We start from the raw sequence: 14,721 nt of genomic DNA, 5'->3' as shown, positions 1-14,721 counted from the left end.
GTCAAACTCTAGACCTTCTTAAAACTCGGTTCCTGTTGTTTAAGCTTACGCAAGGTAAGCTTTCCCATGTTAATAAGATCTGCACGAGTTGCAGATTCAAAACTAGGGCGATATGAACCAAGCTGCTCCTTTACTTCTTCTTTAAATAGATCCAAGTAAACACCCATAAACCAAAGTTTGAAGGATCTTATTTCTAACGTTTCAGATCCACCAAGATCTTCATATATAAAAATTGCGAATCTTAATGCAAAATCGTTAATAGACTCATCTACATTTTCTGGAAAAGTTGCATCTGGATCGCTATTAGCATGCTTAAAAAACGTCCAGAATTTATTGATCTCCTTATAATATCGACCCTTTTGTCCGTCAGCGATCCGTAGTTCAATCTCATCCAGACGTCTTGATCCCTGCTTACTGCCAAGATCGCGAACAATTTGAAAAGCTGAGGAAGCCACCGTGTGAATTGCCACAGGGTGTATTCCTTCGTACATCATTTGAATCGCGGCGGTAATTTGTATGCCTGCTATCTCAAGTTTTGTAGCCCCAGCAGCAAAAGATTTTTTAGGAACGTCCTGACAACGTAAACTGGTGTTAGACATTCTTCCTCCCATTGTCTCAAAATAAATCATTAAACATGCCAATAAAACAAGTGAAGCATATATTATCTACCGTCAGAATCGCCTTATTTCGAGATGACTTAATTAAGTGCGATCTATTTTGAGAATTTAGGGTCCTGGAGGTATTGTAAAACCATGGCAAAACCGATATATTAACATGGAATCACCATGGTTTTACCAAGGAGGTTAAATGGAAAAGAAGAATGTCCAAGTGCAAATGATGGATCAAACCCTCAACAAAATTGAGGAGCTTCGCGAAGTATTCCACACATCCAGTCGCAGCGACGTCGTAAAACTATCCGTAGATGTAGCCGAAGTCATAGCCAAAGCTCTCGCGGAAAAAAGTAGTGTAATTATTAAAGACAAGAATGGAAACGAAACGAAGATCGTCATACCTGGAGTCGGATAACATAGGAAGCTCAATTTTCCTCGGCAGGTAAATTTAGAAAAAACCCACTGATTTAAAAGTGGGTTTTTTTCTAACCTGTGCACACACTCTTTTCATTGAAAATTTAAAACAGACCATAGCCTACAAAGAATCTTTTTTTGTATACATATATTTGTTTGTGGCTACATAATGTCTTCAAAAGTAGAATGTATGAAATTAGGTCAGGTATCGAATGCCAACTATTCAATTTGAAGACGTAACAGACGGAGCAATAGAGAAGCACATTCAGCGAGAAAATCTCAATAACAAAATACAAAACAGAACTCTGCGCTTAAAGTTCTCGTACAAAATATTCAATGTAATGATATGGTATCTTTCCTATGTAGGGGTAATTGTTTATTTAAATGGAGTAGAGACAGCTCCATTTTATTTATCTGATGCGACAATAATCACTCTTTTAGGCACTACGACTACAACGGTTTTAGGTTTATTCATTATTGTTGCGAACTACTTATTTCCTAAAAATGGCGACTAACATCATGGACATTTAGATCAAATCATCGATTGAGTTCTATAACTTGTTCAAAAAAGTTTTCGCTATAAATTTTACGGAGACAGCATTAACAAAAAGTACATAATCCTGCGTGGCGGATCCCACTCATGATGATTATGCCCAAAGATATGAACCTTGGGTCTCACTTTAAGAACTCTCTCACGTAAAGATTGCGACCCATGACCGGCATCAAGAATTCCAAATGGCGGGGAGTGTGTGACGAGAATATCCACTTCATCAGGGATTTTATTCACACGATTCTTTAATTCAAACGTTCCCAGCAAAAGCTGTCCAAACATCTCCGTAAGTTGTCGACCATGAACTACCAAAGATTTTAAATCCACCAAGACATTGATTCATTATTTCCGGCCGTAACTACCATGCCATGCTCATAACGTTTAATACACCATCGCATAAACGTGGTGGTGTTTCTTCGTCAAAGCAGTCTGAATCTCCCGCATGAATCAACAAGATTCCACCTGTAATTTTTGGGTAAGATCAATATGGTGGCGGTGCGTATCTAAAATAGCATGGATTTTAAATTCACTCACAAACAGAATTGCTTGCAGATTATATCCAGGGGAAGGTCCATATATTCTTCTGATAAGTTATATTATGTAACGTATGGTATATGTCTTTTATGGGTGTATTCGATCTGAGGCTTTAAAAGGCTCCAAATCCATCGATTCAGAGCCTGTATTTTTGATTAAATTCCTAGAATACTTTTGAGCAACTCATCGCTTTTAAGTTCACTTCCGTCATTTGTTTTAGGAACTCATGACCTTCACGATTGTATCTTTCTCTAAGGCCTTCATTATTAGCATCTGCCGCTGTGGACCAGTTCGTGAAATTAATCCCGGTTTTTTCAGAGATTTCTTTTACGAAATTAGCAAATGAATATTCATTCGTGAAAGATCCTTCTTTGTATTTAACAACTTCATCTGGGAATACAATCAATGGTGCTAAAAGTTCGATTTCATTGCTGTACATAGATGGCACATTTGGAATCATTCGGCGCGAATCCATTTTAACTACCAAAAGACCACCATATGGAACCGAAACGTTTTCTCCTTTAACTTGTTTTGTTACATTTTGACCCATGAATCTGTAAGCGACATTTGGATCGTACGTAAATGAGATAAAGCTAGACGCCACAGGGTTTCTTGCATGCGCCGTCATTTGATCTGTGATCTTTGTCGATCTGATGTTTTCACCATGAACTTTAAAGCCAATATCTCCATTTTTCTCGCGGTTTGTAGATAAAGATCTCAAACGACGCGTATAACTTCCTTGGTTTTTAGTTAAAACTGTCGACATAAAACCATAAACTTCGCCATTGGCAGTTTGTTTGCGTTGGATTTTATCCGTATCGTATTTCAAACCACGGAACGCCACGGTTGTTTTTGAAGCATCTGGATGTTCAATGGCTTCAAGCCAGATTTTCCATGTATTTGCTTCGACAGGCTCCATCACAGACCAAGGTAGATAAGCCTCAAGCATTTGACGAACGCCTTTACGGTCATTCTTTAAGATCAAATCATCAAGCTTGTCTTGCATGGCTTCCATTTTATCAAGCGCACCCGTCTCAGATTTCCATTTATCCAAGGCCTTTTGTTGTTTGCGCGCGTGTTGAGCGGCGGCCTCATCAAGGGCCGCAGATTTAGCTTTTAATTCCTCACGAATATCTTGAACCACATTGGAACTGAGACCCATTTCTTGAAGAATATTTGGCTTTACAGAAACGTTTTCAAGAAGATCCGCCTGCAAAGTATTCCAGCGGGCTTTCGCCGTAGGACTGCCTTCGCGCACATTTGTGATAAGTTCCGCAATCGCATGCGGAGACTCAACTTCGGCACGAAGTTTTTCATTCATGGTGCCTTCAAAGATGTTGGATTGAGTGCCCCAATAATTTGAAGTCGAAGTCAGCATTCTGACCAAAGCCAAATCTTTCACAAGAAGTTTTGGATTCTGAAGAGCTGTTTCATCATAACGGATGTGGAAGATCAGACCTTTTTCCGTGTATTCAGGAATAATTTCAGTATGAGTTTCCGTTGCCACAGAACTTACTTTTTCAGCCATGGTTTTTGAAGTCTTGCGAAGATCCGTTGAGTAAGGCGACGGCTGCGTTTCTGCAACGATTTTTCCGATAACATCGACTTCTATAGAGAACGGAGCTTTTTCAGCAACAGGCGCTTGAGTTGCATTTGCTTGTGCACCCGCCATCCCACTTTTCAGTGGTTGAGACTGAGTCGTCGACTTCGCATTATTTAAAATCTGCGTTGCTGCTGACATGATCTTATCAAAAAGACCCGCATGCGCCGGTGCCGCTTGCATCGTTACAGCCAGGACCACCGCCAAACAAGGAAGAGTTCTTTTTACAAAAGGACGGCTTCGCATCTCATACCTCCAGCAGACTCAGTGACTTCGCGGAAACGAACGCCACCGTTTTTATCGATTTCTTTAGTTAAACCTAATTTCTTAAGAATTTTATTTTCGTAGTGGTTCGCAAGAACTCGTTTCGAATTCGAGTTAAAGAACACCGCCTGACGTGTTTTTTCCGCATCGAAAGTCACCATTTCAACGCTTAATTCTTTACCCATCACAGCTTGGATCTTAGAAAGCTCCGCCGCATAAACTTTATTAGCGTCAGCCGCAGACATATTTCCTGCCATTACTTGCAACTTCAAAGCTTTCTTAGGATTCCAAGTGCCATTCAAAAGTTCTTCGCCACCAACAATTGCAAAACTCACTCCGGAAATCTTTTTAGAGATCAATTCCAAGGCCCCGGAATATTTCTCAAGCTTATCCATCAAAAGCTGGCGATCAAAAGAAGGTTCAGCTTTAATTAAAGCTTCCAATTCGGCATCCGTTTTCAAACCTTTGCGAAGAGCCAACTGAGTTAATTGCAATTTCGAAGTGACATCGCGAGACGCTCTTAATGAATCAATTTTATGATACATTACTTTCACAGCGCCTTCCGCCGAGATCATTTCAACATTTGAAACCGGAGCTTTGATTCCGTTGTTCACAAACAAGCTCTCTAATAGCTTTAATTGACCGTTCTTGCGTTTTCCAGAGTCCGCGGCAGCGACAGCCAACGTTTCATGCTCAGAGCCCACAACGTCTGATACAAGAAGATATGGCTGGAAGCTGACTTTAGGACCTAGGTTTTCTTTCAAATAACCAGTTTCAAGTTCAACCACGTCGATTTTATTGCTCCATTTATCAAACCACTTTTTAGTTTCATCAAATGGAGACGTCACTTGACCCAAAGTTTGGCCTGTCTTCACGAAATCAGTTCCGTAAGAAGGTTTTTCTAGATCAAACAGCTTGCCATCTTGAGTGTAAGTCTTAGAAGGAGCGACTACGTCCCCGACTTTCAGACCTTTTCCGATAATTCCGCCGGCAGTTCCGATATAAACCACTTTGTCGTGGCCGGAATTTTTAATAGCGCGAGCGACAGGAACAACTTCATCTCCCCACATGTTAGAGATAAATCTCCAGCGCACGATACGACCATCTTTTGTTTCCAAAAGAACGTCAGAGATATCATGGCTTGGTTGTTCTGAAGTCACGATTTCATAACTTGAAGCCATTGGATTTTGTATTTTTTCAAACTCTGTTTTCACGACAGGAGCTTTTGTCGTTACAGAGAAATATGTTCCAGTCTCTGTCACACGTTGAGAAAGTTTTTGGATTTGTGATTTTTCAGGACCCACAACAGATTTAATATCTGGTTGAACCTGCGCCATCATACCAGCCATCGCAATCACGTTACCGATCGCTGATTTCTGGCCGATCACAACCATGTCAGCTTTCGGAAGTGTTTTAAATAGCTCTACAAGACGTTGTTCTTGTTGTCTGTGAACGGCATTGGCATTTCCATACACGCGAACGAAGTCACTTTTTAAAGCCACCTTGTTTTCGTATTTCAAAATACGCAATTGAGCGATCAAGTGTTTCACACGGTCATCGCCAGAAATACGCGTAAATGCATAAGAATATTCTTTTGTGCGAGCATCATAGACCAAATAAATTTTATTGTAGTTTGCAGAACGAGTTTTTACTTCTGCAACAACTTCACGGTCTTCTTGAGACACCCTTTGACGGAAGTCGCGCTCCGTACCCATGTGGAATTCAATCGCTTTACCTGTGATTGCAGCATCCCAGAAAAGCGCGCGAGTTGTTTTTTCAGAAATATATCTTTCAGCGTCTAGCAAAATAGCTTTGCCATCCACATTCGGGATTGATCTTTTGTTGTAAGTCACAGGTTCATTGTTCAAACCAGAAACTGAAGCTTCACGCTTTAAAGTGATAGGATCCGCCTTAAAGCCTTCCATTAATTTTTTGCGGAAGAAGTTATAATTCCACTCGATATCTTTCAAAGTGAGGTTCTTAAATTCTGGGAATTTCTTATGTAACATGCGCAAGATCAATTCATTCCATTTATCTGGATTGTTCAGATCTTGAGAGCTGTATCTTTCTTTTGCGTAGTCTTCAGGTTCAATACGGCGAATGGCTTCTGCCGCGACCTTTTGATCGTGATCCATCAAATAATCTGCTAGACCATCTGAATAAAAATCCAAACGATCCACAGCCAATAGATAATCCAATTGAGTCAATTGGGCTCTGTGTTCAGCTGTCATTTCAGCGCGAGCCGTACCGCCCACTGCGCCTGTAGCGATTAAGAATGCCAGTACAAGAGTATAGATCTTACGCATAGAAAACACCTCATAGGAGTCCTATGCAAAGTCTGTGTGCCGGGTTAAGTATTTAAAATGGTTTGCTAATCTCAATCTGAGAAGGGGATGAAATTCAAGATTTGTCACCCGCCTGTCAAGAGGGGAGACGCCTCAAAAAGAGACCCGACTCCCCGTCTGATTTTTTATTCGAAAGTCCACTCTTTGAAGCCGGCTTTCAAAGCGACTTCAAGATCTTTGCGATCAATTTCATAGACATTGTTGTTTCCTGTTGGAGAACCGCAAAGTTGAATGCGCATCATTCCGTCATTTTTATTTGAAGCAGAGTAAACCTGAATCCCTTTCAGTTGTTTTTGCATTTCCGCGACAGGGATAGCTTTACCCTGACCACACTGCAAAGAACCATCGGGTTTATAAACTTTCACACGATCCGTTGCTGCTGATTTAGTCACAGGAACCTCACTTGTTACGGCTGTTTTTTCCGCCCCTTTTTGAGTTCTGCAATTGCCATGAGTGCAAGCACCCAAAACAAACAAAAGAGGTAAAGTCATAAGCAGCTTTTTCATCTCTTACTCCTTAAAATAAGGTGTTTTAATCCAACCTGCGTTGATCGCAAAAAGATTGGCTTCGCCTGAAATGAAATAAACGCGACCGGCTTTTTCATCAACCTGAGGAGTTGAAAGAATACCTCGTCCAGGTTCCATCGCGCCCAGTTCCGCCCCTGAGTTTGGATCGAGGAACTTTAATTTTCCTTGAGACTCCCCAAACACAAGTGAACCTTTGTAAGCTTTTACTTGAGTGGCAATACCTTCTTTAAGCTTGTAGCTCCAAACCTTATCGCCATTGGCTTTTTTCAAAGCCCAAACTTCACCATTGGTCGTAGGATAAATGATTTTATCTCCCACCATTGTGACAGCACTGTATCCGCCGCCATCAATACGCCAGATCACTTCGCCTTTATCCAAGGACACGCAATAAAGTTTATCATCATAGCCTGCGATATAAATTTGATTTCCATCAATCACAGGAGTTGCATCGATATCACGGAAACGTTTGTTGCGATTCAGTTGTAATTCCCAAACCACAGCGCCTGTTTTCGCATTCAAAGCCACCAAAGATCCGTCGGAGAATCCGACATACAAAGTGCCGTTATAAAACGCCGCCTGGCTGCCACCGCGAATGGAAAACTGTGATGTGTCCTGACGAGAGTACAACCACAACTGACGTCCTGTCGCTGCATCCAGTGCGTAAAACACGTTGTTGCCAGCTAAGAAATAAACCACACCTTCTTCAAGCAAAGGTGCTGAAAGGTTTTCGGCCTTCGTTGGAAAGCTCCACTGAATTTGACCGGAGCTGGATTCAACGGAATAAAAATTCCCATCGCTCGCACCTACGAACAAACGATCACGAATGGATGTCGCACTAGGCTCAACACCATTTGGAATCGCCAAACGCCATTTTTGACGGCCGCTTTCTTTTTCATAAGCGACGATGCCATCAAGACCATTGCCTTGAATGACGAGATCATTCACCAAAAGAGGCGTCATGCGATTGATTTTACGAAAGCCCAGATTGTCTTTAACAGTCGTCTGACGAACCCACGCCGTTTTAACTTCGTATTCTCTTTTGCTGTTATTTTTTGAACTCCATTGCTCAAGTGTGCGATCTACTGTCGCACATCCTGTCAAAGCCAGCACCAGAGATCCGAGAAGAATCGACTTCATGAAGTCCCCTGATTAAAGATTCTTTTTTGCTTTTAACAAACGCAAATATTTTTGAGCTTCACGAGAAGCTGCGAAATCTGTTGTGCCTTGATCGTCTTTTTTACCGATCTCAGTGTAGATTTCTTCTGCTTTCGCTAGATCATTCATAGATTCAAAGCAAAGACCCATGCGAAGTTTTGCTTCATCGTGAGCAAAGGCCAAAGCTTTATTGCTAGCCAAAGTCTGCCATTTTTCAATCGCAGCTTTACAATCGCTCTTATCCGCCAAAGCATTTCCCATCTGCATAAGAACAAGACCTGTTAGGACGTCTTTCTTATCAAGACCTTTTTCTACTTTCGCCAACGTCGCAATCGCCTCATCGTTCTTTTTGTAGTTCATATAGATTTCGCTCAAATTCAAAGCGGCCATTTGTGCTGCTTTTGTGTTTGGTGCTTGATCGATGAAAGCTTCAAAGCCCGTGATTTCAGTGCCGTAGTCTTTTTGCATATCACCAGAAGCTTTTTTAGAAGGATCTACGGCTGGAACGTTCTTTTTATCTTTAGACTGAGCCGCCATCACTTCAGCGCGAGCTGCTTCTTCAAAACCACGTTTTTTCTCGCTGTAGGCTTTCTCAAGAAGGAAGTATTTCTCTTGCTGAGAAATTTCTTTTTTCTCAGTCATGTAGTTCATGATCGAAGCTCCAACGCCGATCACGATAAAAACGGCAACGGCTGTGATCACCATTTTGGAATGTCCCGTTGTCCAAACAAAACCTTTTCTAAGGGTTTGTGTCACTTGATCCGGAGATTTCAACTCATCTTTTGTAAACTTAGTGCTCAAGATATTCCTCGCTGTTAATAAATACTTACACGAAGAAAGATTGTTCTTTGGTCGAGGTGTGTTGTCAATTCAGCTGTGACAATGATGCGAGGTGCCTCCGGCCACGACGGCCGGCAGAAAGGCTGCTCACGGATGGCCACACTAAGTAGCTCCGAGAGCAGCTGAACGAAAACTAGCGGTTGTGTACTTCTTTAAGCGTCGTGAACGCGCGAGAAGATTTACCTGGGTGACGTTGTTTCAAGCGACCAATTGTGTTGATGCGCTCTTCAGCCAAACGGTCCGCAGCTGTGTGAGTTCCGATATTGTCGCGTTTTGCAACTTCGTAAACTTTCAAGATGTTGTCGTAAACGCGTTTTGTTTTTTCAAATGCGCGCTCTGGAGAATAACCTTCAAGTTCAACGAATACGTTCATCAAACCACCGGCATTGATCACGTAGTCTGGAGCGTAAAGGATGCCCAATTCTTTCAATTGGTCACCGTGACGAGCTTCAGCAAGAACGTTGTTCGCGCCACCCGCGATCACTTTAGTTTTGAACTTCGTGATTGTTTGATCGTTCACGATCGCACCCAAGGCACATGGAGCCAAGATATCGCACTCTGTGAAAAGGATTTCATCTGGAGAAACCGCTTTTGCAGAGTATGCTTCTGCTACGTTTTTAGTGCGGTTCATATCGATATCAGCCACCGTGATCACAGCACCTTCTTCTTTAAGGTACTTCACAAGGTTTGAACCCACGTTTCCAAGACCTTGAACGGCGATTCTCATGCCTTTCAAAGAATCAGTTCCGAATTTCTCTTTTGCAGAGGCCTTAATCCCCATCAAAACACCGTGTGCTGTGTAGGGAGATGGATCACCAGATCCACCGAAGTCCTTAGGGATACCAGTCACCCAAGGAGTTTCCATGTAGATGTGTTCCATATCTTGAACAGAAGTGCCCACGTCTTCAGCCGTGATGTATTTACCATTCAAAGAGTTTACGAATTGACCGAATGCACGGAACAATCCTTCAGATTTTTGAGTTTTAGGATCACCGATGATAACCGCTTTACCACCACCCAAGTTCAAACCAGAAGCCGCCGCTTTATAAGTCATCCCTTTAGACAAACGAAGAACGTCGACAAGAGCCTCATCTTCATTTTTGTAGTTCCACATACGGGTACCACCCAAAGCAGGTCCCAAAGAAGTGTTATGAATAGCGATGATCGCTTTCAGTCCGACATGAGGGTCGTTACAGAATACAACTTGCTCATGGTCTCCATGCTTAGAAATAAGCTCAAAAGTTCCCAACGTAGGCTCCTTCGTAATTTAAATTGCGAGGAGATCATGGTTCCATTTGAGTAAAAAGACTAGTGATAATGCAGCGAATAAGTTGGGGAGGAAAATCGCCTAAATTTGGGGCAAAAATAGAAGGCTCCCGCAATAACGAGAGCCCAAATTCTCACTACATTTTCTCTGGAGCTGGCATTCCTAAAACAGCCAGACCTTGCTTCAGAGTGATGCCGACAGCAGAACTCAAAGCCAAACGTGCTTCACGAAGCGCTTCGTCTTTTTCTGTTCCAATCGGGCACTCATGATAAAAGACGTTAAATTTTTTCGCGAGTTCATACAAATAAGTACAGATCGCAGCCGGTTTATAATTTTCCGCCGCTTGCGCAACCGAAGAGTTAAACCCAAACAACGCCTGCATCAACTGACGTTCTGAAGCGTGAGTCAGAAGTCCCCAATTCACGTCTTTTTGTGTGCGCGGGAACTTTCTGCCAAGACTTGAAATACGCGCATAAGAATATTGAACAAAAGGTCCAGACTCCCCATCAAGTTTTAGCCACTCGTTCATATCAAAAACGATTTTCTTATTCGTATCGATACGGAGCATTCCATAGAAGATCGCACCTTTCGCCACTTGTCCGGCGATCGTGTTGATTTCCTCTTTTGACCACTCATTTTCATAACGACTTAAGTAGGTCGTTTTCACGTGATCTTCCATGCGATGAACAAGCTCTGTTAAAGGCACGATATTGCCTTTACGAGAACTCATCGCTCCATCTGGAAGTTCCACATAATTATATTGAAGATGGAAACAATTCTTCGCCTGTTCAAATCCTAAGATCTCAAGAACGCGGAAGACTTGTTTAAAGTGCAAAGCCTGGCGCATATCTACGATGTAAACGCTTTTTTCAATGTGCACGTCTTCAAACTTATGTTTTGCCAGCAACAAATCTTTCGTCGCGTAAAGTCCCGTGCCATCAGATTTTAAAAGCATGCAGAATCCAAGATTTTCAGATTCCAAATTCTTTCCGATAGCACCTTCAGACATTTCAAGTTTTCCTTGAGCGTAGAGTTCTTTCACCCACGCCGCAGACGGAGAATCCATATCTGATTCAAAATACCATTCATCGAAAGACACATCGGCCCATTTATAGACCTTTTTCATCAATTCAATAGACCACTCGCGAGTCTCTTTCCAAAGATCGAAGTAAGGTCCTTTTTTGGATTCTAATTGATGAAGAATGTCCGTCAGCTCCTGGCGATTGATGGCCTCTTGCGGAGTGCCGTTTTGATCTTCCAAAAGAAGATTGGCTTTAGAATACATACGCCCCAACCACTCCCCTTTTCCTGTTTCAGGAACTGGTTCTTGGTTGTGCTTTTTCATATACCAAAGACATTTCGCCACGTGAGTTCCCATATCACCAGGGAATGTGGACGCCACGATTTCGCGACCTGCATATCTTTGCATACGAACGATCGCATCTCCCAAACAAAGATTTCTCATATGACCCACGTGAAGTTCTTTGTGAGTGTTTGGCTGAGAATACTCAATCATTGTCTTTGGAGATTTTTCGACAAGCTGTTTTTTAAAGAAACCGCCGCTTAAAATATCATTTAAAACAAGTTTTCCATGAAGTTCGACAGCGACAGTGATGTTGACGTACGGACCTGCGGCGACAGCTTTAATATCAGATGTATTTTTAGCAGCGATTCCGTTGGCAATTTCTTTTGCCACATCGGCCGGGGATTTTTTCAAAGACTTTGAAAGCAAAAAGCAACCAAAAGCGAGATCACCCAATTCTGATTGCGGCGGTAGCACAAGGGCTTTGTAAATTTCATTTTCTAAAGTTTCGCGCGACGAGGCTTGAACAGCATCTGGATAAACAGAAGAAACAACTTCAAAGATGGTTTGCGTGACTAAAAGTCGAATGGCGTCGTGTTTAATCATAGACCTTTCCAAAACCAGAAAACGGCTGCCCAAGAGATACTAATAAGAAGAATGACTATACTCATCTTCTTGTGAAAATTCAGGTCTTTTTTAAGCTTCTTAAGCTCTCCCTCAAGTCCTGCGCGTTCATCCACCAAAATTTGCAGTTTCTGAGAGAGATTTCCCATGTTTTCAAGGCGTTCTTGGCGTTCGTTCTCCAACTCCTTCAAGGCCTTTTGATGCAAAACCTGCGGATTTGTACTGATAAAATATTGAGGAGTTAAACCTGGGATTTTTTCCCGCAAAGCCAAATACCATTGAAGAGCCCGCCAAATATGTGGGGGAGCTTCATCGCCCTGCTTCGTCCAACGAGTCCAAGTGGATGGGTCGACCAAAAGAAGTTGGGCCATTTTGCGTTGAGAAAGCCCTAAAGACCCCCGAATTTCTTCCAAATTTCCGATCTGATTCTGGATGACTGAAACCTGAGCTTCATAATGCATCCGTAAAGATGTCTTTGAGCGAGGCCCTAAATCCCCCTCCAAAAACCCCTCGTCAAACGTGGCTTTTTCAAACCCTTCCTGACCTAGACCTTGAACATCCATTTCCATTCAAACCCCATCTAGACTATTGTTTTTCACAACATTTGTGTTGTTATTCACAATAAATAGCGTTGTATAATACAGCTATGATTCCAGATGAGGTTTCCAGGCGTCAAGCTAAGTCATTGAAACCACAAAAGAATTCTTTCAGGCATACCCCAGGCACCCCATTTTCAAATCAGACTAAAGCTTATAGTTATAAGCTTTAGTGTTAAGTATTCGATTTTACTATATATTTTATTTAGTGATTTCGCGGGGTTGTAGATTTATGCGGCGCACAATAATTCGACCGTGCGCATCTAAACAAATATTTTTTATATATCACCACTTTGAATGCAATGCGTCGTAAGATCCCCTTGTCAAAGGCACCTCGACTTCTGAATGATGAGTTATGGCCACGGCATCTCGGTATCAGCTTAATAAGAACAAATATCTTCTCGCGCCCGAAACAGAACGTTTGCGAAAAATTCTCGGGGATTTTCAAGATAAAGATCCACGCAATTGTTTGATGATTTGGGTGGCTTTGCGGACCGGGGCCCGGGCTCAAGAAGTTCTCAACATTCAACGCAGTGACTTGAATCCTTATGATGAAAGCATTTTTATCCGGGGTTTAAAGGGTTCCAATGACCGCGAGATTCCGGTTCACTCCGACCTTTTTAATCGACTTCATCGCTTCGCTGAACAGCAAGGCGGAACCTCGGTTTTTCCGATCTCTTACAATCGCCTCTACCAGGTCTGGGAAATGTATCGCCCCGTTCCAAAGAAATTTCACGCTTTAAGACATACTTTCGCCATTGAGCTCTATCAAAAAACGAAGGATTTGCGCCTCGTTCAAGTGGCCTTGGGACATCGAAACATCACAAACACGATGGTTTATGCGGACTACGTCTACTCTCAACAAGAGCTTCGTAAGTTGATTCTTTAAAAAACAAAAGGCCCTCCGGATTCGGAAGGCCTTGGTGATTCAAAATTAAATTTCTAAATTAGTAGTCAGCAGAGTTGATTTCTGAAGCAAGACGCTCGAATTGTTTGTCTTCAGAAGCACGGTGACTGCGTTTTTCTTTTTTGAAAGCCAAAAGATCTTTTTTAGTTGGAGCATTGTAAGTGACACCTGAGTTTTCCACTACAACGATGCGCTCGCGAACTTGAGCGGCCGCTACTGCATCTCTCGCATCATTAAGATTGTGTTTCACCGTAGAGTGAAGTTCATTTTGAGCTTTTACGTTCTCAGAAATAAGAGCGTTAAAGTCAGAGATTTTCGCAAAGCTCATAGCAGGGATCATTGCGATAACTGTTACAAGTAATTGCTTTTTCATAATTCACTCCTTGGTAATGCCTTTACTTAAAGCAAGGGCGGTGCCACGCAGAAACGCATCTATTTCCATCTGGCGGCGTTGCTTTGATGAAGAGGCTAACATCTGTCTAACAATTGACGTTCTGTTCTTGAATTGAGACACAATTGGCCCTATGTTGAGGATATCTCTAGAGTATTTGCGAAGGTGTCTCAAAATGATAAAGACCTTATTCCCTACTTTTATCTATTATTCTCCCCTGAAATCACGAGGTCTGGCGGAGCTGAATAAAGACTTAAAAACAGAGGCTCTTAAGTTTGCAGAGATCGACGAGGAAGGGCAGATTTGGTCGCGCAAAAACTATAAAGGCGGATACACCTCTTACGGATCGATTTCGTCTTTGCACAAAGTTTCCAGCACTTTTGAAGAACTAGAAAAAGAAATCGATAAGCACGTTCGTAAATTCGTGAAGCATCTAGAAATGGATATCAATCCCAAAGAACTCAAAATGACCTCTTGTTGGGTGAACGTGATGCCGACGGACGTGATTCACACGATGCACTTGCATCCACTTTCCGTGATCAGCGGAACTTATTATGTCCAAACTCCGAAAAATTGTTCTTCCTTAAAATTTGAAGACCCGCGCATGGATTCTTTCATGGCGTCGCCACCGCGCAAACACAACGCCAAAGACCATAATCAACGCTATTACTCTTTAGATCCTAAAGAAGGCCACGTGGTGCTCTTTGAGAGCTGGCTTCGTCATGAGGTTCCTAAAAACGATTCCAACAAGGAACGCATCAGCATCAGCTTTAACTACGATTGGGTGTAATTG

The 14,721-nt window shown here is 42.2% G+C and carries 14 protein-coding genes; 3 read left to right on the top strand and 11 right to left on the bottom strand.

What is annotated here, in order from left to right:
* Positions 1–8 precede the first annotated feature (8 nt).
* Entirely contained in the window at positions 9–599 is a 591-nt protein-coding gene (locus tag ACLSSO_RS09445) for a hypothetical protein (protein WP_413944775.1), read from the bottom strand.
* Between the two features lie 208 nt (positions 600–807).
* On the opposite strand from ACLSSO_RS09445, the gene ACLSSO_RS09440 reads away from it, so the two are divergent.
* Positions 808–1,026: a hypothetical protein gene (locus tag ACLSSO_RS09440; protein ID WP_413944774.1), complete on the top strand. Its 219-nt coding sequence runs from the start codon at positions 808–810 to the stop codon at positions 1,024–1,026.
* Positions 1,027–1,611: 585 nt separating this feature from the next.
* Here ACLSSO_RS09440 and ACLSSO_RS09435 read toward each other — a convergent pair.
* From ACLSSO_RS09435 to ACLSSO_RS09395, 9 genes are all read right to left on the bottom strand, one after another.
* Positions 1,612–1,902 carry a hypothetical protein gene (locus tag ACLSSO_RS09435; protein ID WP_413944773.1) on the bottom strand — a complete coding sequence of 97 codons (291 nt, stop codon included), beginning with the start codon at positions 1,900–1,902 and terminating at the stop codon, positions 1,612–1,614.
* 370 nt (positions 1,903–2,272) lie between these two features.
* Positions 2,273–3,955, bottom strand: a complete 1,683-nt coding sequence (locus ACLSSO_RS09430; protein WP_413944772.1) for a hypothetical protein — start codon at positions 3,953–3,955, stop codon at positions 2,273–2,275.
* Complete coding sequence (locus ACLSSO_RS09425) at positions 3,934–6,279, bottom strand: hypothetical protein (RefSeq protein WP_413944771.1); 2,346 nt, start codon at positions 6,277–6,279, stop codon at positions 3,934–3,936. The genes ACLSSO_RS09430 and ACLSSO_RS09425 overlap by 22 nt, the downstream gene beginning before the upstream one ends.
* Before the next feature lie 164 nt (positions 6,280–6,443).
* Positions 6,444–6,824 (bottom strand): hypothetical protein, encoded by a 381-nt coding sequence (locus ACLSSO_RS09420; RefSeq protein ID WP_413944770.1) that lies wholly within the window; start codon positions 6,822–6,824, stop codon positions 6,444–6,446.
* A 3-nt stretch (positions 6,825–6,827) separates the two neighbouring features.
* Complete coding sequence (locus tag ACLSSO_RS09415; RefSeq protein WP_295902829.1) at positions 6,828–7,982, bottom strand: PQQ-binding-like beta-propeller repeat protein; 1,155 nt, start codon at positions 7,980–7,982, stop codon at positions 6,828–6,830.
* Positions 7,983–7,994: 12 nt separating this feature from the next.
* Positions 7,995–8,801, bottom strand: coding sequence for a tetratricopeptide repeat protein (locus ACLSSO_RS09410; protein ID WP_413944769.1), 807 nt, complete (start codon positions 8,799–8,801; stop codon positions 7,995–7,997).
* Between the two features lie 172 nt (positions 8,802–8,973).
* Positions 8,974–10,089 (bottom strand): Glu/Leu/Phe/Val dehydrogenase, encoded by a 1,116-nt coding sequence (locus ACLSSO_RS09405; protein ID WP_340591738.1) that lies wholly within the window; start codon positions 10,087–10,089, stop codon positions 8,974–8,976.
* Positions 10,090–10,243: 154 nt separating this feature from the next.
* Positions 10,244–12,016, bottom strand: coding sequence for an arginine--tRNA ligase (argS, locus tag ACLSSO_RS09400; RefSeq protein WP_413944768.1), 1,773 nt, complete (start codon positions 12,014–12,016; stop codon positions 10,244–10,246).
* Complete coding sequence (locus tag ACLSSO_RS09395; protein WP_413944767.1) at positions 12,013–12,603, bottom strand: hypothetical protein; 591 nt, start codon at positions 12,601–12,603, stop codon at positions 12,013–12,015. The genes argS and ACLSSO_RS09395 overlap by 4 nt, the downstream gene beginning before the upstream one ends.
* 382 nt (positions 12,604–12,985) lie before the next feature.
* Between ACLSSO_RS09395 and ACLSSO_RS09390 the strand changes: the two genes are divergently transcribed.
* Positions 12,986–13,519 (top strand): tyrosine-type recombinase/integrase, encoded by a 534-nt coding sequence (locus tag ACLSSO_RS09390; RefSeq protein WP_295902819.1) that lies wholly within the window; start codon positions 12,986–12,988, stop codon positions 13,517–13,519.
* Between the two features lie 58 nt (positions 13,520–13,577).
* Here ACLSSO_RS09390 and ACLSSO_RS09385 read toward each other — a convergent pair whose 3' ends face one another.
* Positions 13,578–13,910, bottom strand: coding sequence for a hypothetical protein (locus ACLSSO_RS09385; RefSeq protein ID WP_413944766.1), 333 nt, complete (start codon positions 13,908–13,910; stop codon positions 13,578–13,580).
* Between the two features lie 193 nt (positions 13,911–14,103).
* Between ACLSSO_RS09385 and ACLSSO_RS09380 the strand changes: the two genes are divergently transcribed.
* Positions 14,104–14,718 (top strand): 2OG-Fe(II) oxygenase family protein, encoded by a 615-nt coding sequence (locus ACLSSO_RS09380; protein WP_413944765.1) that lies wholly within the window; start codon positions 14,104–14,106, stop codon positions 14,716–14,718.
* The last annotated feature ends 3 nt before the right edge of the window (positions 14,719–14,721 follow it).

This window comes from Bdellovibrio sp. HCB-162, assembly GCF_047344985.1.
Classification (GTDB): domain Bacteria; phylum Bdellovibrionota; class Bdellovibrionia; order Bdellovibrionales; family Bdellovibrionaceae; genus Bdellovibrio.
This window is presented reverse-complemented; position numbering and strand designations above follow the sequence as displayed.